We start from the raw sequence: 22331 nt of genomic DNA, 5'->3' as shown, positions 1-22331 counted from the left end.
ATCTAACCGGAACACCGCATTTAAACAACCACTATGCAAAGACGAGAAATGCTTGGCGCCCTGGGGCTGACGCTGGCTGCGGGATTTCCCGCATCGGCCGCCCCTGCGGCCAAAAGCAGCGCCGGCCACGTGCTCTACCCGGATGTTGCCAGCATGCAGCAGGATAAAAAGCCGGATGAAGGCACGCTGGTTCAAACGGCAGGATATTTTACCCCCGGCGACGGCGGCGCAGCCACTTACCGGTATACTAACGCTAACGGATACTCGCTTATTCCGGGTACTTTCGTGAACTATAAAATGTTCGGCGCCGTAAGCGATGGTAAAAACGACGACGGTGTGCAGATCAAAGCCGCGCATGAATTCGCGAACCTGCACAATATCCCCGTCATCAACCATGCCGGTGAGTTCTGGATCAAACAGACGACCGGGATACCCGTGCTCACGAACGTGCATTGGGGGCAGACGGTGTTTCATATAGATGAACAATACAACGCCCGCAGCAGTGCCCGTTTTGAAGTGAAAAGCAAATTGCAGCAACAGAAAATCGTGCTGGACGCCGCTGCCAAAGCAGAGCTGTTGAAACAGCTGAAACCCGGTGTGAAACTGCTGCCTGTGATGGCGCCTTATGCGAACTGCCTTGTGTTCATCGCCGATGAAAAAGACCGCATCGGCCTGCGGGCAGGCGAGAAGTATACCGGCCAAAGCTGGGCGCGGGAAGATTTCTTTTACGTGGAGGAACATGGCCGCCTGATCGGCGACCTCGCCTGGTCTTTCAGGGATTATACGAGCCTGTACGCCGTGCCCTGCGAAGACAAGTACCTCGTGATAGAAGGCGGTACCTTTTACGTAACCGGCAACAGTCCGGGTAAAGTGAACGGTGCCAAATACGATGGCTACTGGCGCAGCGGCATACACATCACCCGCAGCCGCACCATCGTCCGGCAGCAATGGGTGGGCCTTGAACCCGGCGCGAAGGATGTGGCCATGAACCCGAGAGGCGGGTTTTATTCCATGTCGAAAGTATATGATGTTACGCTTGAAGACATACGGCTGATCCCATGGGAGCAGGACAGGGAGGGCACGGACAGGGACGTACCTGCCGGCACTTACGGCCTTTCCTGCAATCGTACGCTCAAAGCACGTTTCATCCGCGTGACCGCCGAAGGCGGGCCTGTGCACTGGGGCGTGTTCGGCACCAATCTCAACAAACATTTTTACATAGACCAATGCGCGCTGAACCGCGTGGACGTTCACTTTCACTGCTGGCACCTGCACATCAAAGATTCTTCCATCGGTTACCGCGGCATCACCGTTACCGGCGGCGGCGACCTGTTCGTGGAGAACACAACGGTGTGGAGCCGCAATTTCCTCTCCTTCCGCCGCGATTTCGGGGCGAAATGGGATGGCGCCATCTACATCCGCAACTGCCGGTACATCCCGTCCGTTGTGGGCGAAACCGCCGTGCTGGAATTCAACCCTGCGGATTTCACCTACAATTATCCTATCGGTTTCGGCAGAACCATCAGGGTGGAAGGGCTGGTGATCGATTACAGCAGCGCACCCGGCTCCAACCGGCCATGCTGGCTGATGCGGCTGCCTTCTTTCTCCAAAATGCAGAGCGGCGACCATATGTTCTTCCCACACGCCGTTTCTTTCAGGGATGTGGTGGTAGAAGGCCGTGCGCAGGGTGTGCGGCTGCTGCATATCCCCACCCCGCAGGACTACAGGCAGCCCGCTGCCGGCGGTTTTGAAGGCGGCCTGCTCACACCCAATGCCAGCCTGGTGTTCAACCAGGTGCAGCTGGACCAGGCAGAGGGGCTTACGATCGGGTCTGGTGCTTACACTGATGCACATGCGCTGTATCCAGAGGTGCGGATCGTGAACTGTCATCATTTTGCCGCTACTATCAGGGCTGTGGCAGACCTGCGTGTGGAGCGCAGCGAGGTGAACGGCCTGCAGCTGGATATGCAGGGAAGCGTGGCTTTGGCGGACTGCAGGCTGAGGGCAGGGGAGCAGGGGATGAGCGTAAAGGCGGAAGGCGGAACGGCATTTACCAATTGCGTCGTACACGCGCCGCTGGTGAACGGCCGGCCGGCCCCGGAACTGACGGACCGTTATGGCTTTATTCAATTGAATAAGGCTGTGAGGTTCAACCACCTGAATACCAGGCTGGGAGCGGATGTGATGGAATATTGCCGGAAGAAGGGGATGGTTTTGCTGCCGAAGTTTATCAGCATGCTGCGGGGGCATCACGAGCTGGAGAAAGAAACCGTATAACAGCCTGGTTTCCCGGGCACGTTACCGTCATGGCCTGTATTGACGCCCGGGGAGAAAAAATAATCCCTCCGCCTTTTGTTTTCTGATTTTAAATAGTATTTTCGGGTACGTACCCGAAACCTTGAAACAAAATAACAACCAAATAAGGAGAATATGGAAAAGTCCCGCAGAACATTCTTGAAAAACACCCTTAAAGGATCGGCCGCAGTCGCCATCGGGGGCATACTCCCGGGCTTCAGCGCCAAAAGTTACGCCAGCATCATCGGCGCCAACGAGCGCATCAAAGTAGGCATGATGGGCGTAAACGCCCGCGGGCTGGCGCTTGCCGGCAACTATGCCAAGCAGCCCAACTGCGAAGTGATCTCCGTTTCCGACGTAGATACCCGCGCTACTGCAAAGTGCATCGCCAAAGTGACGGAAATACAAAAGACCCAGCCAAAGGATGTTCCGGACTTCCGGAAAGCCCTCGAAAATAAAGAGATGGACGCGCTTGTGATAGCCGCGCCGGACCACTGGCATGCACCTGCCGCCATCCTGGCTGCCAAAGCCGGTAAACATGTATACCTTGAAAAGCCCGCCAGTCATAACCCCGCCGAAGGCGAGCTGCTGGTGGCCGCGCAGAAGAAATACAAAGTGACCATCCAGATGGGCAACCAGCGCCGTTCCTGGCCGAACGTAATAGCCGCCATCAACGAAATAAAAAGCGGCGCCATCGGCCGTGCTTACTTTGGCAAAGGCTGGTATACCAACAACCGTGAATCCATCGGCACCGGCAGGGAAATGCCCGTACCGGGCTGGCTCAACTACGACCTGTGGCAGGGGCCCGCGCCGAGAACGCCGTACAAAGACAATATCCTTCACTACAACTGGCACTGGTTCTGGAACTGGGGCACCGGCGAGGCGCTGAACAACGGCACCCACATGGTGGACCTGCTGCGCTGGGGCATGGGCGTAGAATACCCCGTAAGGGTTTCCTCCTCCGGCGGCCGCTACCGCTACCAGGACGACTGGCAGACGCCGGACACGCAGGTGATCACCCTCGAGTTCCCCAACAATACCAGCATGATCTGGGAAGGCCGCAGCTGCAATGGTAAGCCGGTGGAAGGAAGCTCCGTTGGTGTAGTGTTTTACGGCGAAAAAGGCTCCCTCACTATCGACGGCAATGCGTATACCATTTACGACCTTAAGAATAAAGTGGTGAAAGAAGTGAAGAACGATGTGAAGATAGATCCGCGCAATCTCACCAATCCCGCTGAAACGCTGGATGCGCTGCATTTCCAGAACTTCTTCGCCGGCATCCGCCAGGGTTCGCCGCTGAATGCTGACATCCTCAGCGGCCACCAGAGCACGCTGCTGTGCCAGCTGGGCAACATCGCGCTGCGCTCCGGCAACACCCTCCACATCGATCCCACCAACGGGCATATCAGGAACGACGCGGCAGCGGAGAAATTCTGGGCACGCGAATACCAGCCGGGTTGGGCGCCTACCATCTAATCATCAAAAAAAGAAATGATGCAGAACAGACCAAAAACGGTGGAAGTAGGCGCCATGTCCAAACGGGACGTGCGCATATCCATTCTCATTATCGGGATGATGTTTTTCATCTTCGGGTTCGTTACCTGGGTGAACGCCATCCTCATACCTTATTTCAAAATTGCCTGCGAACTCACCAGCAGCCAGTCGTACCTGGTGGCGTTTGCCTTCTATATTTCGTACCTGCTCATATCCGTGCCTTCGTCGTACCTGCTGAAGCGCACCGGCTTCAAAAAAGGGATGATGGTGGGTTTCTGGGTGATGGCCGCGGGCGCGTTCATTTTTGTACCTGCGGCACTAACCCGCACCTATGGCCTCTTTCTCATGGGGCTTTTCAGCATCGGGGCGGGGCTGGCAGTGCTGCAAACCGCCGCCAACCCGTACATCACCATCCTGGGGCCGAAAGAAAGCGCCGCGCAGCGGATCAGCATCATGGGCATCTGCAATAAAGGCGCCGGTATCATTGCCCCGCTGATATTTGCAGCAGTAGTGCTCCGTGCCACCGACAGCGACCTGATCAAACAACTGCCGGCCATGGACGCCATTACGAAAGGCGCCGCGCTGGATGAATTCATCCGCCGCGTGATCGTTCCGTATTCCGTAGTGGGCGTGGTATTATTCCTGCTGGGCCTGCTGGTGCGTTTTTCGCCCTTGCCGGAAATAAATACCGAAAGCGAGAGCACCACCGTGGCGGCTGCAAATGCGGGTAAGAAGAGCATCTTCGAATTCCCCCACCTCATCCTCGGCGCGCTGGCTATCTTCCTGCATGTTGGGACTCAGGTAGTGGCGATAGACACGATCATCCCCTATGCGCAAACGATGAACATCTCGCTGCTGGAGGCAAAAACATTTCCATCCTACACCCTCGCGGCCACCATTATCGGCTATTGCACGGGCATTACGCTGATCCCGAAAATTATCAGCCAGGTGAACGCATTGCGCATCTGCACGGTGCTGGGATCGCTGTTTACCCTGGGCATTATTTTCATGAAAGGGCAGGTGACCCTGCTGGGCCACACGGCTGATATCAGCATCTGGTTTGTTGTATTGCTGGGGCTTGCCAATTCACTGGTGTGGGCGGGCATCTGGCCGCTGGCGCTGGAAGGGCTGGGCCGCTTCACCAAGCTGGGCGCATCCGTCATGATCATGGGCCTTTGCGGCAACGCGATATTACCGCTCGTTTACGGCCATTTCGCGGATGTTTCCGGCGAACGCCTGGCATACTGGGTGCTGTTCCCGTGCTATCTCTACCTCATATTTTACGCTTTTTACGGCCATCTCATCAGGAGCTGGTCCGTCAACTTTTCATCTTCACCCGGTATCCAATTAAAAAAGGAAGTGCAGCATTATGGAATTTCGCAAGATCAAGATATTTAACGGCAGGATCATTACCCCTTACCGGATCATTCCCGGCGGTACCGTGCTGATTGAAGGGAACAGGATACTCGCCGTGTCGGAAGACGACATTCCGGTGCAGGACGCGCTTGAGATAGACGCCCGCGGGCAGTACATTTCACCGGGCTTTATCGATATTCATGTGCACGGCGGTGGCGACAGCGATTTTATGGACGGAGACGTCGCTTCTTTTCTTACCGTTGCCGAAACGCATATGCGGTACGGCGCCACATCTATGGTGCCTACCACGCTCAGCAGCGATACCGCCAGCCTGCTGAACGCCGTGGAATTATACGAGCAGGCGCATCAACGCAATACCAAAGGCGCCGCTTTCCTGGGCATTCACCTGGAAGGCCCGTATTTCGCCATGAACCAGCGCGGCGCGCAGGACCCGCGCTACATCCGCAACCCCGATCCAGAGGAATATAAAGCTGTGCTGGCTGCCACCAATTCGGTGGTGCGCTGGAGCGCCGCGCCGGAACTGCCCGGCTCGCTTGAGTTTGGCCAGTACCTGCAAAGCAAAAAGATACTTCCCGCCGTTGCCCATACAGACGCCATTTACGAAGAAATGCTGGAAGCATTCGAATGCGGGTATACGCATGCCACGCACCTGTACTCCGCCATGTCCGGCGTAACGCGGCGCAATGCTTTCCGTTATGCAGGCGCGGTGGAAAGTGCTTTCCTGATGGATGAAATGACCGTGGAGATCATTGCAGACGGCATTCACCTGCCGCCGCCGCTGCTGAAGCTGGTGTACAAGATCAAAGGAGCGGATAAGACCGCGCTGATCACAGACGCCATGCGCGCGGCAGGCATGCCCGAAGGCGAAAGCATCCTTGGCGCGAAGAACAACGGTTTGAAAGTGATCGTGGAAGATAATGTCGCCAAACTGCCGGACCGCAGCTCATTTGCGGGCAGCGTGGCCACTACAGACCAGCTGGTGCGCAACATGGTGAAGCTGGCGGATGTGCCGCTGGCGGATGCTGTGCGTATGATGACCAGCACGCCCGCCGCCATCATGAAGGTCTCGGACCGGAAAGGCTCGCTCATGGCCGGCCGCGATGCGGACGTGCTGATATTTGACGAGGACATCCGCATCCACACCGTGATCTGCGGCGGCAGGATCATGCACCAGGCCAAACATGCGCTGGACCTGGCAGGTGCAGCGGTATAATCTTCCGGGCAAGCGGAAAAAAAAAATTTGTGTTCATAACGCAGGCGGCTGTACGCAAAAGCGCCCGCAACCACTATAAGACATAACGATATGGAAATAAAAGACCAGTTAAAGATACACCGCTTCGATACAAGGAAACAAATGGGCGCCGCTGCTGCCGCCATGGTGGCGGATAAGATCAGGGAGCTGCTGGGCGTGCAGGAACACCTTAACATTATATTTGCCGCCGCGCCTTCGCAGCAGGAATTCCTGGAAGCGCTTGCCGGGGACAGCAGCATTCCCTGGAACCGCATCAATGCCTTTCATATGGACGAATATGCAGGCCTTTACCCGGATGCACCGCAGGGCTTCGGCAATTTCCTGAAAGCGCGCCTCTTTGGTAAAGTGCCTTTCAGGGCCGTGCATTACATCAACGGCAACGCCGCCGATCTCAACGAAGAATGCGCGCGTTATGCTGCTTTGCTGGAAAAAGAAGGGGTAGACATCGTGAACATGGGCATCGGCGAAAACACGCATATTGCGTTCAACGACCCGCATGTGGCGGATTTTGAAGATCCCGCCGCGGTGAAGGTAGTAGACCTCGACCAGGCCTGCCGCCAGCAACAGGTGAACGATGGCTGCTTCGCCACTTTGAATGAAGTGCCCACGCACGCGCTGACGCTGACGGTACCCACGCTTTTCAGGGCAAAGTTCATTTATTGCATGGTGCCAGGCCCCACCAAGGCGGAGGCCATCTATCACACCATCAATGCGCCCGTTGCGGAAGAGCATCCTTCCACCATTCTGCGCCGCCATTCCCGCGCGCATCTGTTCGTTGATGCAGACAGCGCGGCTAAGCTCCATACAGGAAACTCATAGCCTCAATACTTCTGCTACTAATACGTACTTCAATAGCGATTAAAGTACAAGATCAAGGCCGCCTCATTTTCATGAAGCGGCCCGTTATTTATACATAGCAGAGTAGGTCAGTTCTTATAATACGCGTAATTCTCGCGCGTGATAATGTCGATCGGCATGAAAGAAACTTTTTCCACCGGCGCCGCCATCACCAGGTGCTGGTACAGCGCCATGATGCCACGGTAGCCCTGTTCCTGCGGTTTCTGGCAGATCAGGAAATCGATCACGCTCCGTTGCAGGTACGCGATGTTTTCCGGCAGGAAGTCGTAACCCACCAGCAGGATGCCCTTCCTGCCTTTGCTTTCCAGGTAATGCGCCACGTTGGCCACGCGGGAGTTGGTCACGAAAATAGCTTTGATGTTCGGCGTGTTATCCAGCGCTTCGGCTACTTTCTTTTCCACGGAGCGGTCGTTGGTCTGACGGATATCGATCTTCACGATCCGTTTTTCATTATCCTTAAAATAAGACCGGAAGCCTTCTTCCTTGCGCAGCAGGTGGTGATGGTTCTCGATCTCGTGCGACACGTTTACCACCAGGATCTTATCCCGCGGCTGTATGCAGTAATTGATCACATGCGCGCTGAGGTAACCGCTGTGAAACAGGTCCGGCCCTATGTAGCAGAGGCTTTCGCGGTTGGGTATGTCTGAGTTGATAAAGACGTAGGGAATGTTCTTTTCCTTGAGGGCATCCGTAAACGCAATGGATTCCTCAATGAACGAGGGCGCCAGCAAAATACCGTCCACCTTCGATTTCAGGATCTGTTTGGTTTGTTTGGTAAAGGACGTTTTGCTGTTGAGGTCGAAGAAATACCGGTCTACCTTGATGCCCATCTGCTTTATTTCATCTTCAGCCTGCTGGATACCGGCGAGGGGAGCGGCCCAGAAAGCCGTTTCCGCGGAAACGGAGGGGATGAGTATGGCGAAGTTGAGCACTTTCCTGGAGGCCAGCCTGCTGGCGATGATATTGGGCTGGTAATTAAGCTCCTGGATAATTTTCTCGATCCTGGTCCTGGTTTTGGCGCTTACGCCCGATCTGTTATGGATGACCCTGTCCACCGTTGCAATAGAGACTTTCGCCCTGCGTGCGATCTCTTTTACGCCGTTGGGCTGCTCATTTTGATTCGCTTTCATAGCTGATTTTACACGTGTACGTACCCGAAAGTAATGAAAAACAAATAAACGGAAATTATTATTTTGTAACCATGAAAAAGACACTCACGCTGCTGCTGATCCTGGCGGCAGGTATCCTCCACGCACAGGAAAAAACTTTCACCAATCCGCTGCTGCCCTCCGGCGCGGACCCGTTTTCCTTCTATAAAGACGGGTTTTATTATTACACCCATACTACGGCTACGAGCATCGATATCTGGAAAACGCGCAGCCTGGCCGATCTTAAAACGGCGGAACATAAGACCATTTTCCGTCCGCCCGGAGGCACGCATTTTTCAAAGCATCTCTGGGCGCCGGAGATACACTTCCTGCAAGGCAAATGGTACGCCTATTTCGCGGCAGACAGCGGCAAAAACGAAGGCCACCGTATGTATGTGCTCGAAAACGCCTCGCCCGACCCTATGCTGGGCGAATGGGCCTTTAAAGGCAGGGTGGCCGATCCCTCGGACAAATGGGCCATCGACGGCAACCTCTTTGAATATAAAGGCCAGCTCTATATGATCTGGAGCGGCTGGGAAGGTGATAAAGACGCAAGACAGGATATTTACATCGCGAAAATGAAGAACCCCTGGACCATAGACGGCCACCGTGTAATGCTTTCCAAGCCCGAATATGAATGGGAAAAGAGCGGCCAGAAGGTAATCGTAAACGAAGGCCCGCAGGCGCTGATGCACAAGGGAAAACTGATGATCGTATACTCCGCCAGCGGCTGCTGGACGGACCATTACGCCCTGGGCCTGCTGCGCTTCTCCGGGAAAGGCAGCCCTATGGACAGTACTTCGTGGACCAAACATCCGGAGCCCATCTTCAAGACCAATACCGCCAACAAGGTATTTGCGCCCGGTCATAACTCCTTCTTCCAATCCCCCGATGGCATGGAAGACTGGATACTTTACCACGCCAATTCTGCGCCAGGACTGGGTTGTGGCGGCAAACGCTCGCCCCGGATGCAGCGCTTTACCTGGAGTAAAGACGGCATGCCGGTGTTCGGCGAACCCGTAGCAGAAGGCGTTGTGCTGGAAAGGCCGGGAGAAAAGAGGAAAAAATAATGAACCCGTATAAAACAGGAGCGCCTTCACAGTCTGTGAAGGCGCTTCGTTATTTAGGGACGTTGCATTACAATTTCACCAGTATCTCCCCGATAGACTTCGCTACCAGCGCATTCCCTTCTTTATTCAGGTGCACGCCGTCTGTGGTAAGTATGCCTTTGTCCGCATTATTCGGGTTATTGGCTTTATCGAAATCGGTGAACAGTTTGCGGAGATCGCAAAGGGGAAGGTTCGTTTCCTGGGCGATGGTGCGTATACTGCTGGAAAAACGGTTCAGCTCGGCGTCCTGTTCGTTGTCGCCGTCTTTCTTTTCGCCGATCACGGCGGGCGTGCAAAGGATCACTTTGGCGCCGTTCGCCTGTATCTTGCTGATCAGCGCGTGGTAGAACTTTCCGAATTTGTCCAGGTCCGTACCCGTGTGGGAAGTGGCTTTGTGCCATACATCGTTTACGCCGATGTAGATCACCACCACATCCGGTTTCTTTTTCAGCACATCGTCTTCCATACGCAGGTAGAGGTCATATACCTTGTTGCCGCCAATGCCGGCGCCGATCAGCTCATATTGGTCCGCATGGCTTTTTTGCAGGATGCCGCCCAGCTGCGTGATGTAGCCATCGGGGCTCACGCCGGCCTGTGTAATGGAATCGCCGAAAAAGATCACTTTTTTCTTTTTTGGCAGGCCTGCGGAGAGAAGCGTTATCGCGCTGAGAACGAGGAACATCGTTGAAAGTCTTTTCATGACGTGTAGCATTTTAAAAATAGACTGACAATATAAGGAAAAGATCAGGAGGATGCAAAATACCTAATTGTGGGTATTTACGTTATAGAAGGCAGTGGTTAACTTCATAGATCGCCGAATGGCGCTACCCAGCTTTTTCTCCAGGTTGTAATAAAAGGAATGCCTTTCCATCGCAGGAGAGGCATTCCTTTTATTATGGCAGCAGTTTCTTATGCGATGCTCTTCAGCAAACCGCCTTCCGCCCTCAGCGCCGCGCCGTTGGTAGCGGAGGAAAGAGGGCTGGCAATGTAGGTTACCATATTGGCGATCTCCGACACATCCGCGAAACGCTGGAGGAGAGAGGAGGGGCGCATGGTGCTGAAGAAATCTTTTTCCGCTTCCTGCGGTGTGATGTTCTTAGATTCAGCCACCTGCCTGATAAATTCCTCGACACCTTCGCTTTTGGTAGGGCCGGGCATCACCGTGTTCACCGTTACGCCGGTGTTTTTAGTAAGCTCCGCCAGCCCGCGGCTGATGGCCAGTTGCGCGGTTTTGGTCATGCCGTAGTGGATCATTTCTTCCGGGATCATGATGGAAGATTCGCTGGAAATGAAAATGATCCTGCCCCAGTTCTTTTCCAGCATGCCGGGAAAGTAAGCGCGGGAGAGCCTTACGCCGCTCATCACGTTCACTTCAAAGAAACGCAGCCATTCTTCGTCAGTGATGGCTGTAAATTCCCTCGGCTCAAAGATGCCCGCGTTGTTCACCAGTATATCCACGCCGGGCAATTGTTTGATGAGTTTTTGCGCATCTTCCGCCTTGGAGAAGTCCGCCGCTATGCCGCTCACAGGTGCGCCGGGTATCTGTCCCTTCAGTTTTTCCACGGCTTCAGCCACGCGGGCTTCCGTTCTGCCGTTGATGGTAACGGTTGCGCCTTCCTGGAGCAGCTGTTTGGCAATGGCAAACCCGATACCCTGCGTGGAGCCGCTCACGAACGCTGTTTTTCCTTTCAATTGTAAATCCATGGTATGATTGCTTTTAAGATGCTGTTAATATTCCCCGCTGGCGCCGCCTCCGCCGCCGGTGCCGCCGCCGAACTTAAATGAATCGTCGGGCTGCGGGGTTTTATGGAATGTTTGTGCAATAATGACTGCTTCGGCGGCTTTAAGGCCGGCCATTTCTTCGCCTGTTTCATCCGCTTCGTAAGTGAAACCGTGACGCGGCCGCTTCAGGTAAGCGATCACGATCCAGGCTGTGGCGATCAGTAAGACGCCGCCCAGTACCATGGCGGTTTCTATGGGCATCAGGCTGTGATAATACCGGACGGTGAATACGACCATCGCCACCAATATCAGCCCGGTGCGCAGCAGGATGCGGTCTTTGCGGCGGATGCCGGAATAGATATACAACGCCGGAACAGCGAATGTAAATATCCAGAACAGCCAGCCAAACGGCACGGGACCGGTTTTATGGAGCATGGATGCGCCCACTTCGCGCACTACGAAGTAATTGCCCGCGAGGTACAAAGTGATCAGCGACGCGCTGCGCAATGCATCCAGGCAGTTTTCGTAATGCCGGTAAGCATATTTGCCCGAAAGGCGCGAGAATCCAAGATACGCGCCCAGTGACGCCGCCATGATGATGAACGGCATCAGGTCCGCCGCAAGGGCGCTGTGTTCAAAGCCGAAGAAAAAAACAAACGCGATGCCGCTGATATACGCCGTCAGCGCCATCAGCATATCCGCAAAACGGATGGTCATCCATGCGGCGATAACGCAAATGATCAAACAGCATATGGATGTCGCGGTATCCAGGTTCAACAGAACGATGAAGCCGGTAAGCACCGATGCACCCGAGATCCAGATCAATGCATCATCTATCCCGGAACGGAAATGATCTTTATCCTTTATCCACCACATTTCCAGGAATGCGTAAGCACATACGCCGAAAAATAAAAGCATGCCGCCGGCGGTGGTTTCATTGATGCCTGCCATCATGACCAGCATCATCAGTCCCAGCACGCAAATGGCAATCACCACCGTGAGCAGGAACAACCCGATACGGATGAAGAAATTAGGCGTATACAATATTTCAGGGAATGCTGTTCTGATCGCGGCCATTTCGGTTGCGGTGATATTCCCTCTCTTCAGCTCCGTTTCCGACTGATCGTTGATCATGGCATTGTCCAGCCCGGTAGTGTTATACGCGATCATGGGCCTTCAGTTTTTTGTTTTCAACGATCAGCAGCCGTACTACCGCTACTGCAGAGCCAATGAAATAGAACAGGCCCAGGTAGATCCCGCCAAGGTCCAGGTCGGAATAGAACAGCGCGCGCATCACGAGGTAACTGATGCCGATGTACAGGTACAGCACGGTGATCATCATAAAGTAAAACGACTTCCGCTGCCGGCTCTGCCAGTAACAGTACGCCGCGATGCCGCAGAGCAGCGCAAAAAAAAGCAGGTAACTATCCAGCAGGAACATGCCCGCCAGCGTGGCGATGAAAATGATATGCACGCCGAAGTTGTCGTATGTGAAAGCGAAATGTTTTTTAAGATCAAAGCGCTCGCTGAGATAACCCGCCGTGATAAGGATGGCGCCGAGCAATATGCCGGTGTAGATCAGCCGGGAATCCGTGTTGAAGTGGTTGCTGGCCAGTATTTCATATGGTGTGATAGCAATGCCCATCCATGCTGCAAAGTTGGTGATGGCAAGGCTGAGCACGCCCAGGTGATCGAAGTAATACGCGCTGAAAAGCAGCACCAGCATGGGAATGAAGGTAGCCGACCCATATCTTGTGCCGAACACATTGTATTGCGCCTGCAGGTAAGTAATGAATGTAATGAACAGCAGGCAGCCGAGCAGCACGATGTAATCCCATCCCACGTTTGGCGCCAGCACTTTATGGCGGCTGAAAGGCCGTTTCTTTTTATGCGCATACAAAAAGCACAACCCGCAGGTAAGCCCGATCAAAAGCAGGATCACCTGGTGGCCGATGGTGTCGATGTTTTTGTAGACTAGTATGCCCAGGCCGCCGCTTAGTAACAGCACGCCGAGGTACAGCAGGGTATTCACATCCCAGTGAACGGAAAAGAGGCGGGGTTGCAGCAGCTTCTCCCGGCTCTCGGGGCCGATGAGGCCCTGTCCGGAAAGTTTGTTGATGAGGTTTGGATCCATAGGCTGGGGGTGTTTTAATATTCCAGTGTGCCGAATACGCCGTTCTTGTAATCTTCTATGGCCTGGTCTACTTCTTCAGGCGTGTTCATCACGAAATTATCTTTCGCGGATACCGGTTCATCGATCGGTTCGCCGGAGAGGAACAGGATACCTGCGTCCTCATCCGCCGTGATGCTGATGCCGCTTTCTTCTTTTTCGAATACATACAGCTGGTGCATGGAAGCGGCTGTACCGTTTACCGTTACCTGGCCGCGGAAGATATACAGCAGCGCCTGGTAGCCGGGCGCGGCATCCACCTGCACCTGTTTGCCTTTGGCGATGGTGCCGATGATGGCGGTGATGGGCGTGAAGCTCTTCATGGGACTGCTTTTCCCTTCATAGCTGCCGCTGGCCAGTTTCAGTTTCACGCCTTCCTGCTCCAGCACAAACGGCAATTGCTCCGCGGGCGCGTTCTGGTAATACGGTTCATCCCATTTATGGGCTTTGGGCACATTCACCCAGATCTGGATCATTTCCTGCACGCCGCCCCTGGCAAGGAATTCTTTGGTAGGGCCTTCGCTGTGCAGCAGGCCTTTGCCCGCAAACATCCACTGGATGCCGCCGCTGGAAATAACGCCGCGGTGGCCGGCATTGTCCATATGATACCCTTCCCCTTCGATCATAAACGAAACGGGTGAAAAGCCGCGGTGGGGGTGGGGATGAATGCGCATTTCGGAACCGGCGGGAATGGTTTCCGGGCCCATGTGATGTATAACGATAAATGGATTGGCAAATCTGAAATCCTTATGGGGCAAGGGTTGTATCACGGTTTCCTCGGGGGTGATCTGTTTGGCACGGCCGGTGAGCACATGCGCGATCGACTTGTTCATACCTGTTTATTTTCAGTGAGTTAACAAATTTAATCTATTGGCCCTCCATAAAAAAAATAAAATATCTTTAAGGCCGTGACATAATAGCGGTATGAAACTGGATGTTTTTTCATTATTGGTATTGCTGGGAGCGCTACAAGCCTTGTGCTTCGGCATTTACCTGTTGTTTGCAAAGTCCGAGAACAGGTTCCAGAACAGGATGCTTGCCTTTTTCATCCTCATCCTCAGTTACAATGGATTTGAAACACTTAACTGGAGCTCTGAGCTGGGGAAGTACCTTTTTATCTTCGATTTGTTCCCTTTTGTGCTGGTGTTCGGCATTGGCCCCTGCATTTATTTGTATGTACGTTCTTTCAGGAGAGAGCCGCCGGTGAAGAAGCCGTGGCGGCACTTCCTGCTAATGCTGGTCCCTTTCACTAACCGTTTTTTGCTGGTGATCGGCTATTTTGTGTGGAAGTTCACGCCCAACCACTTTTTTCTTTTCCCGCCCGGCTTGCTGGATAACTATTATGCCACAATTGCCGAGCCCGCCAGTGTGCTGCATTCCTGCATATATTACGTATTCGCGCTGCTGGAGTTTCGCCGGCAGCGCAAAGAGAACCTGCTGATACCGGAGGAGTTGCGCTGGCTGAGGATGCTGCTGGGCGTGATGGGCTTTTTTAATACGCTGTGGCTGGGCACCATTCTCTATTCCCATATATTCAATGTATGGGGCGGCGGACAGTATTATGTGATAGAGGTTTTCCTCGTGGCCTTTATTTACTGGATCGGGTTCATGGGCTACCACCGCACAAAGATCATTTACGTGGCGCAGCAGAAAAAAACGCAATCCTATTTCGATAACCTGACGGAGGAGGAAGTGGAGCGTTGCGTGTCCGCCCTTCAGCGGGCCATGGCAGAGGAACGGCTTTACCTGCAGCCGGATATTTCCATTCAAAGTATGTCAGAGCATATTGGTGTGAGCCCCAAGACCTTATCCGCCGTGCTCAACCAGCGGGTGGGCAAGGGCTTTAATGAATATGTGAACGGCTGGCGGGTGGAAGCGGTGAAAGAAATGATGATGGACCCCGGTAACGCTCATCTTACCCTTACCGGTATGGCCTTCGAATGCGGCTTCAATTCCCAGCCCACTTTCCAGCGCGCTTTTAAGGCGGCCACGGGGCAGACCCCAAGGGAGTTCATGCAGGCGAGTTCTATGCAAAAACAGCCCTGAGACTGCTCAAATCCGGATTTGAATAGGCTGGCGGGGCACTTTTTTGTTGGTTGCAGGCGAAAGCAAACCAACGAATATGTTATCCAGAATCACCGCCATTTTATTTTTCCTGGGCACTTTTTTGCAGGCCCGTTCTCAAACCGCTGCCAATTTCGAAGGCATCTACCAGTTCAACCTGGATATTACGCGGCTGTTTATGGTCAAATCAGACAGCGGGAAACTGTGGCTGCACCAGGGTGTTTCCAACCGCACACCCATCATCCCGGTCTCCGGCAACAAATTCGAGGTGGCCAACCTGAAGCCGGTGGTCACGCTGGATTTCCAGGTGGATGATAAAGGCCGTACCACCGGGATGCTGGTGGAACAGGGGGGAGGACGGGTGCAATGTTATAAGCTCCGCGAAACGCTGGATATGCCGGAGGCCGGCCGGCTGTCTAACCGGAAAAACGGGTTTACCCGCGCAGATACGCTCAGGGGAATGCTCAGCCCGGCCAGGAGTTGTTATGATGTGAGTTTTTACCATCTCACCGTGGACATAAATCCGGAAAAGCGCCAGCTCAGCGGCAGCACGCTCATCCGCTTCAACACGGTTGCCCCCTTCAGCCGGCTGCAAATCGACCTGTACGCGCAGATGGCCATAGACAGCATCATTTACAAAGGCCGCCCGCTGCCTTATACACGCGAGTTCAACGCTGTGTTCGTGGATTTCCCGGGAACTTTCAGGAAGGGAGAAAAAGGAGCTTTTGAAGTGTTCTACCACGGCCGTCCCCAGGAACCCGACCTGAACGCCTCCATGCATGGCGGCTTTCTCTGGCGGCTGGATGATAACCGGAAGCCATTCATCCAGGTAGTTTGCCAGGGATCCGGCGCCAGCCTGTGGTGGCCGAATAAGGACCATCTTTCTGATGAGCCGGACAGCATGCGCATGACCGTTACCGTGCCGGAAGGATTGCAGAACATTTCCAACGGGCGGCTTCAGCGTAGTATAACCCTGCCGGATAAACGAAACCTGACCGAATGGCTGGTGACCTATCCCATCAATAACTACAACGTGACCGTCAACATCGGCGATTACCGGCATATGGCCGATACCCTCGGCAGCCTCGCGCTCGATTATTATTACCTGGCCCATCACCGCGATTCGGCCATGAAGCTGTTCAGAGAAGTGAAGCCCATGCTGCGTTTCATTCAGGAGCATTTCGGGCCTTACCCTTTCAGTCGCGATGGTTTCAGGCTGATAGAAACACCTTACCCCATGGAGCACCAGAGCATCGTGGCCCTGGGCGGCCTGGGCGGCGGGCACGACGGCCTGCGGCGGCTGATGTGGCATGAAACCGCGCACGAATGGTGGGGGAACAATGTCAGCATCAAAGACGTGGCGGATTTCTGGCTGCACGAAGGTTTCGCCACTTACACCGAAATGCTGGGCATACGCCTTTACAAAGGTGAAGCCGAAGCCCTCCGCCACCTGGCGAATGACAAACCGGGGAATAAAGAGCCCGTGATCGGCGTGCGCGATGTGAATCATATCCATTACGGCCTCTGGGACGTTTACGGCAAAGGCTGCCGCATTGTGCAGATGATACGCGCCATGATGAACGACGATGCCCGGTTTTTTGAACTGCTGCGCGGCATCCAGGAAGATTACCGCCTGCAAACCGTTACTACGGGCGATATTACCGGCTATATCATCCGCCGCACCGGACTTGATCTTCAGCCTTTTTTCGACCAGTACCTGCTGGATACGCGGATACCGGAACTGCAATTAAATTACAGGCAGGAGGGAACGGACCTGGTGCTTCGTTACAAATGGGCCAACACGATCGACAACTTCAGGATGCCGGTGAGGACGGATATTCCCGGCCAACGCCCGCTTTTCCTCGAAGCAACGGGTAACTGGAAAACCATCCGGCTGAAGAACACTGTTGAAAAGGATCTTTCAGTGGATACTGATCACTTTTATATCACCGTGAAAAAAGTGGAAGGATGAAAAACAGCAGCTGGATTGTGCGCCCGCTTTTTGTATGTAGTTGAATGTAGGTTAGATGTAGTTTAAAGGGCTGAGCGTCCAATTAAAAGGCCCGGGGCAAAACCGGGCCTTCGTGCTCAGGAACTGAAATGCTACTAATAAAACGGGTATTTTATTTATCAACCAACTAGCTTGCGTCGTCAAAAGGCAGCTTCTGCGGCTCCGATTTCCGGACCATCCCCAGCGCCACCGCTACCAGGGCAATTGCGATATAACACAGCAAATGCGCCATTTGTATGCAAGTAACACCATTATCCCGCGCCTGAACAGGTAGCTTTTACGTGAAATACCGCGTAGATATACGCATCCTGCTGTTAGTTGATTTCGTCAAATAATTTAGTTGACAAAATCAACTAAATAAATATCTTTGTGGAAAGCACCTGACCATGATACAGGAACCTGTTGGGACGCAATCATCCTCTAAGTCGCAGGAAGCCGCTCTCATTGCCGGTATACGGCAGTTCAACCGCTATTATACCATCCAGCTGGGCCTTTTGCAGCAGCATGTTTTCGACAGTGAATATTCCCTTACGGACGTGCGGGTATTGTACGAGATCCATTTCAACGGGAAAACGACCGCCACCGGCATACGCGAGGCGCTGCTGATAGACCCTGGCTACCTTAGCCGTATTCTCCGGAAATTTGAAAAGCAGGGCCTGGTGATCAAGCATCCCTTGCCGGAAGACGGCCGCTCCGCCTACCTGACGCTCACCGCCAGGGGACAGAAGCTGATGCAGACCATGAACGAACTGTCTGACAACCAGATCAGGCAAATGCTGGAGAACCTTGCGCCGGAAGAGCGCGCAAAAATAGGGGACGCCATGAGGCTGGTAAGATACCTGCTGAAAGCGCCCGGCGGCGCGCCAGGGCTGGAGGATGTTGTGATCCGCCACGGGCTGCGGCCCGGCGACCTGGGCAACATCGTGCGGCTGCACGGCGAGATCTATGAAAAAGAATACGGTTACAACATCGAATTCGAGCAATATGTGATGGAAACCATTACGGATTTCATGAAAACTTACGATCCTGCGAAAGACCGTGTATGGCTGGCCAGCTGTTTCGGGGAAATGGTGGGAATGATCGCGATCATCCACCGGCCCAACCGCAAGGCGCAACTGCGCTGGTTCCTGCTGCGGCCCGATTTCAGGGGTATCGGTCTCGGCAGGGCCCTCATGGATAAAGCCATGGAATTCTGCCGCCAGCAGCAGTTCAAAGAAGTATACCTGCTCACCACCAACCAGCAGGGCAAGGCTGCTTCCATTTATACGAAACACGGCTTCGTCAAAACCGCATCAGTGCCTGAAACGGTCTGGGGGCAAGACCTTTACGAGGAAAGATACGAGAGGAAGATGTAAATGCAGCTCAGAGATAACTCAGCCACCACTGCCGGTGCGTGCGCTTGTATTCGCCGTACCATTTACAGGGCTTGTAAAGCAACGCCACGATGGCGATCCAGATCAGGTACACTACCGCCAACGGATACCCGAAATTATTCGGCCTGAACAGGAACGGCGCCTGCGGGTTCACGATATCCTCTGCGCCATAGCCGTGGATAAAGAACAGGATCATGCAAAGCAGGTGGATGGTGTAGAAATGGATGATGTAATAAAAGAAAGGCACGCTGCCATACACCCTGCACACCTGCGCGAACCGGCCGCGCGCATGCTCGAAAGCCGCCAGCATCAATAACCCCGGACCGATGGTGAAGCAGGTGTACATCAGCGACGGCGGGTATTTTGCCACGTTCATGAAGGAGAATATTGTTTGTTGCAGCGTGGGAAACGCCTGCCAGGGGCGCGGGTCGCCATACTGGTTCACCGCCCGCAGCACAAAGAAAATGCCCACCATGGCCAGGCCGGCTGTTATCAATACCTGTTTCCTTTTCGCGGCTGATACATCCGGCAGGAATATCCGCCCGATACCGTAACCCATCAGCATTATCCCGATCCATGGCAGGAAGGGATAGAACACGATCACGCCGTGGCCCGGGAAAACAGGGTAGAAGGTGTATTGCGTGAAGTGCGCGAACTCCCAGAAAGCGCCTGGTTTGAAGCCCGGTTGCGATTCCCAGGAATTCAGGATATTATGACTGAAGGTAATGAGCAAACCAAGTCCGAGCACCGCTTGCCAGGGCAGGAACACCAGCAGCGACAGCACCAGGAAACTTACGCCGATGGCCCAGATCACCTGGAGGATGGCCAGGTTCATGAACGGGTTGAAGGTAATGCCGAAAGAAACGATCGTCACTTCCACGAGTATCAGCCATAAGCCGCGGGTGAAGAGGAAACGGCTGATCTCCGCTTTGGTTTTCCGCCCATTCATTAGCTGTACAGACATGCCGGAAAGGAATACAAAAATGGGCGCGCAGAAATGCGTGATCCAGCGGGTAAAGTACAGGGCGGGCCAGCTCGTTTGCGGGTCCAGCGGATCCTGGGTAAGGGCAGGGGCGTGAAAGAAATCCCGCACATGGTCCAGCGCCATAATGATCATCACCAAACCTCTCAGCACATCAATGGAGTAAACCCTTTCGCGGGAGACGGCATGTGGTTGCATGACATGGAGTTTCCTACTAATATAAGATTAATCCCCCAGCCTTCATCAGCCATTTATCTTTTCGCGAAGCAGCCGTTATGCATTTTCCGCATACTTATGCAGCATTACGATCTGCCCCAGGTGATAGGCCGCATGCTGCAATATGCCCTGTATATAATAATAGGTGTTGTGCTGGGTATTGGGCACATTGGTCCAGAGTTTTTCCTCTGGAAAATTACGGATAGTTTCAGCCATGGTGGTAATGGAGTGTTCCAGGCGGTGCAGGGTGGCCTGCCAGTTGTTCTCGCCGTGGTTTTCGGGGAAATAGAAATCAGGCAGGTCGCCGTCCTGCTCGGGTTTTTCGCCCTGCAGCTTGCGGGTTACGTTCTGGTGCCAGAATATCAGGTGGTTCACCAGCTCCCAGGTGTTGTGGGAGGTATTGAACCGGCGGCCCGCCTCTTCGGCGGTCATATCCTGCAAATGCTCCATGAATGTGACGTCCAGCCAGGGTTCGCCATGATAAAGATGCTGTAAGGATTCTGCAAGGACAACAAGTGTGGACATGCGGGTGCGTTTTTGAATGTTTGTACAATTAGCAGGCCATTCCCCCATTTTCCCTTACATTTAGTTCAAATTATCATCACTTTATGGAGCAACAGCAACTGGAATTTAATAAAAATGAGGATAATATGCGCAGGCTGGTGAGCACTGTAAAAACAAGGCTTGCCGCCATTGAGCAGGGAGGAGGAAAAAAAAGCCTCGAAAAAGTGCGCCAGCGCGGCAAACTTACTGCCAGGGAGAGAATTAAGGCGCTGATAGATAAAGACAGCCGTTTCCTGGAGCTGGGGGCCTTCACCGCCTTCGACATGTACCAGGAACATGGCGGCTGCCCCGCCGGCGGCACCGTGGCCGGCCTGGGTTATGTAAGCGGCCGTCAATGCATGATCGTAGCCAACGATATGACCGTAAAAGCCGGAGCCTGGTTCCCGCTTACCGGCAAAAAGAACCTGCGAATGCAGGAAATAGCCATGGAAAACAAACTGCCCGTCATCTACCTGGTAGACAGTGCGGGCGTATACCTGCCTATGCAGGACGAGATATTTCCCGATAAAGAACATTTCGGCCGCATCTTCCGCAACAACGCCAAAATGAGCGCCATGGGCATCACCCAGATAGCCGCCGTGATGGGCAGCTGCGTGGCCGGCGGGGCCTATCTTCCTATCATGAGCGACGAAGTGCTGATGGTGGAGGGCAACGGCTCCATTTTCCTGGCAGGCCCATATCTCGTGAAAGCTGCCATTGGTGAAGAAGTGGATGCGGAAACACTTGGCGGGGCCGTTACACATACCGAAATTTCCGGCATCGCTGATTATAAATTCAAGACCGATGAAGAATGCCTGGAGCGCATCCGGCACATCGTTTCCCGCATCGGGCACAATACCAAGGCCGGTTTCGACCGCATCACACCGGTTGCCCCGGAAAAGCCCGCGGAAGGCATCTACGGCCTCATCCCGCAAGACAGCACCAAATCTTACGACGTACGCGAAGTGATACAGCATATCGTGGATGGTTCCGTGTTTGAAGAATATAAAGAAGACTACGGTAAGACCATCCTCTGCGGTTACGCGCGCATCGAAGGCTGGGCGGTGGGCATCGTGGCCAACCAGCGCAAAATGGTGAAAAGCAAAAAAGGTGAAATGCAGATGGGCGGCGTGATCTATAACGACAGTGCAGACAAGGCCGCGCGTTTCATCATGAACTGCAACCAGAAAAAGATCCCGCTCGTTTTCCTGCAGGACGTGACCGGTTTCATGGTAGGCAGCAGGAGCGAGCATGCCGGCATTATCAAAGACGGCGCGAAGCTCGTGAATGCGGTTGCCAATTCCGTAGTGCCCAAAATAACCGTGATCATTGGAAACTCTTACGGCGCGGGCAACTACGCCATGTGCGGCAAAGCCTATGACCCGCGTTTCATATTCGCATGGCCCAATGCCAAAATAGCCGTGATGGGCGGCGAACAGGCCGCTAAAACGCTTTTGCAGATACAGGTGGCGTCTCTCAAGGCAAAGGGAGAGACCATCACGCCGGAGTCTGAAGCAGCGCTGCTGAAGGAGATCACAGACAAGTATAACAGTCAAACCACGCCCTACTACGCCGCCGCCCGCCTGTGGGTAGATGAGATCATAGACCCCGCGCATACCCGCTCCGTGATCGCCGAATGTTTACAGGCTGCCAACCACGCGCCTGTAGAAGAAATATTCAGAACGGGGGTGATACAGGTGTAAATTCTCTTAAATTT

General features: G+C 53.9%; 18 protein-coding genes. 10 read left to right on the top strand and 8 right to left on the bottom strand.

Features of this window, described 5'->3' with window-relative positions; genetic code table 11:
- The first annotated feature begins 33 nt into the window (after positions 1 to 33).
- The 5 genes from R3I13_RS24995 to R3I13_RS24975 all read left to right on the top strand — a co-directional run bounded on the left by R3I13_RS24995 (position 34) and on the right by R3I13_RS24975 (position 7237).
- Positions 34 to 2277 (top strand): hypothetical protein, encoded by a 2244-nt coding sequence (locus R3I13_RS24995; RefSeq protein ID WP_346320724.1) that lies wholly within the window; start codon positions 34 to 36, stop codon positions 2275 to 2277.
- Between the two features lie 177 nt (positions 2278 to 2454).
- Positions 2455 to 3771, top strand: a complete 1317-nt coding sequence (locus R3I13_RS24990; protein ID WP_346320723.1) for a Gfo/Idh/MocA family oxidoreductase — start codon at positions 2455 to 2457, stop codon at positions 3769 to 3771.
- An 18-nt stretch (positions 3772 to 3789) separates the two neighbouring features.
- On the top strand, positions 3790 to 5187 hold the full coding sequence (locus R3I13_RS24985) for a sugar MFS transporter (RefSeq protein ID WP_346320722.1): 1398 nt from the start codon (positions 3790 to 3792) through the stop codon (positions 5185 to 5187).
- Positions 5159 to 6379 (top strand): N-acetylglucosamine-6-phosphate deacetylase, encoded by a 1221-nt coding sequence (nagA, locus tag R3I13_RS24980; RefSeq protein ID WP_346320721.1) that lies wholly within the window; start codon positions 5159 to 5161, stop codon positions 6377 to 6379. Before R3I13_RS24985 ends, nagA begins: the two co-directional genes overlap by 29 nt.
- A gap of 90 nt (positions 6380 to 6469) precedes the next feature.
- Positions 6470 to 7237, top strand: coding sequence for a glucosamine-6-phosphate deaminase (locus tag R3I13_RS24975; RefSeq protein WP_346320720.1), 768 nt, complete (start codon positions 6470 to 6472; stop codon positions 7235 to 7237).
- A gap of 107 nt (positions 7238 to 7344) precedes the next feature.
- Here the strand turns inward: R3I13_RS24975 and R3I13_RS24970 are convergent, their stop codons facing one another.
- A complete protein-coding gene (locus tag R3I13_RS24970) occupies positions 7345 to 8406 on the bottom strand; it encodes a substrate-binding domain-containing protein (protein WP_346320719.1) in 1062 nt (353 codons plus the stop codon).
- Between the two features lie 71 nt (positions 8407 to 8477).
- Here R3I13_RS24970 and R3I13_RS24965 point away from each other — a divergent pair, with 71 nt between their 5' ends.
- Entirely contained in the window at positions 8478 to 9494 is a 1017-nt protein-coding gene (locus R3I13_RS24965; RefSeq protein ID WP_346320718.1) for a glycoside hydrolase family 43 protein, read from the top strand.
- Between the two features lie 67 nt (positions 9495 to 9561).
- On the opposite strand, the gene R3I13_RS24960 is transcribed toward R3I13_RS24965, so the two are convergent.
- The 5 genes from R3I13_RS24960 to R3I13_RS24940 all read right to left on the bottom strand — a co-directional run bounded on the left by R3I13_RS24960 (position 9562) and on the right by R3I13_RS24940 (position 14258).
- On the bottom strand, positions 9562 to 10233 hold the full coding sequence (locus R3I13_RS24960) for an SGNH/GDSL hydrolase family protein (protein WP_346320717.1): 672 nt from the start codon (positions 10231 to 10233) through the stop codon (positions 9562 to 9564).
- A gap of 209 nt (positions 10234 to 10442) precedes the next feature.
- Positions 10443 to 11237 (bottom strand): SDR family NAD(P)-dependent oxidoreductase, encoded by a 795-nt coding sequence (locus tag R3I13_RS24955; RefSeq protein WP_346320716.1) that lies wholly within the window; start codon positions 11235 to 11237, stop codon positions 10443 to 10445.
- Positions 11238 to 11261: 24 nt separating this feature from the next.
- Entirely contained in the window at positions 11262 to 12425 is a 1164-nt protein-coding gene (locus R3I13_RS24950) for a hypothetical protein (RefSeq protein WP_346320715.1), read from the bottom strand.
- On the bottom strand, positions 12412 to 13389 hold the full coding sequence (locus tag R3I13_RS24945) for a DUF2157 domain-containing protein (protein ID WP_346320714.1): 978 nt from the start codon (positions 13387 to 13389) through the stop codon (positions 12412 to 12414). Before R3I13_RS24945 ends, R3I13_RS24950 begins: the two co-directional genes overlap by 14 nt.
- Positions 13390 to 13403: 14 nt before the next feature.
- Entirely contained in the window at positions 13404 to 14258 is an 855-nt protein-coding gene (locus tag R3I13_RS24940; protein WP_346320713.1) for a pirin-like C-terminal cupin domain-containing protein, read from the bottom strand.
- Positions 14259 to 14349: 91 nt separating this feature from the next.
- Here R3I13_RS24940 and R3I13_RS24935 point away from each other — a divergent pair, with 91 nt between their 5' ends.
- From R3I13_RS24935 to R3I13_RS24925, 3 genes are all read left to right on the top strand, one after another.
- Positions 14350 to 15471, top strand: a complete 1122-nt coding sequence (locus R3I13_RS24935; protein ID WP_346320712.1) for a helix-turn-helix domain-containing protein — start codon at positions 14350 to 14352, stop codon at positions 15469 to 15471.
- 76 nt (positions 15472 to 15547) lie between these two features.
- Positions 15548 to 17461, top strand: a complete 1914-nt coding sequence (locus tag R3I13_RS24930; protein WP_346320711.1) for a M1 family metallopeptidase — start codon at positions 15548 to 15550, stop codon at positions 17459 to 17461.
- A gap of 425 nt (positions 17462 to 17886) precedes the next feature.
- Positions 17887 to 18855 (top strand): helix-turn-helix domain-containing GNAT family N-acetyltransferase, encoded by a 969-nt coding sequence (locus R3I13_RS24925; RefSeq protein WP_346320710.1) that lies wholly within the window; start codon positions 17887 to 17889, stop codon positions 18853 to 18855.
- A gap of 7 nt (positions 18856 to 18862) precedes the next feature.
- On the opposite strand, the gene R3I13_RS24920 is transcribed toward R3I13_RS24925, so the two are convergent.
- Both R3I13_RS24920 and R3I13_RS24915 read right to left on the bottom strand, forming a co-directional pair.
- The gene (locus tag R3I13_RS24920; RefSeq protein WP_346320709.1) at positions 18863 to 20053 is read right to left on the bottom strand and encodes a heparan-alpha-glucosaminide N-acetyltransferase domain-containing protein; all 1191 of its coding nucleotides are present in this window, start codon (positions 20051 to 20053) and stop codon (positions 18863 to 18865) included.
- A 75-nt stretch (positions 20054 to 20128) separates the two neighbouring features.
- Positions 20129 to 20596, bottom strand: a complete 468-nt coding sequence (locus R3I13_RS24915; protein ID WP_346320708.1) for a DinB family protein — start codon at positions 20594 to 20596, stop codon at positions 20129 to 20131.
- Positions 20597 to 20679: 83 nt separating this feature from the next.
- Here R3I13_RS24915 and R3I13_RS24910 point away from each other — a divergent pair, with 83 nt between their 5' ends.
- The gene (locus R3I13_RS24910; protein WP_346320707.1) at positions 20680 to 22317 is read left to right on the top strand and encodes a carboxyl transferase domain-containing protein; all 1638 of its coding nucleotides are present in this window, start codon (positions 20680 to 20682) and stop codon (positions 22315 to 22317) included.
- Positions 22318 to 22331: the final 14 nt, after the last annotated feature.

The sequence above is a fragment of the Chitinophaga sp. YIM B06452 genome (assembly GCF_039655965.1).
GTDB lineage: Bacteria > Bacteroidota > Bacteroidia > Chitinophagales > Chitinophagaceae > Chitinophaga.
Note: the sequence above shows the minus strand (reverse complement) of the source record. Positions and strands in the feature narration are given on the sequence as shown.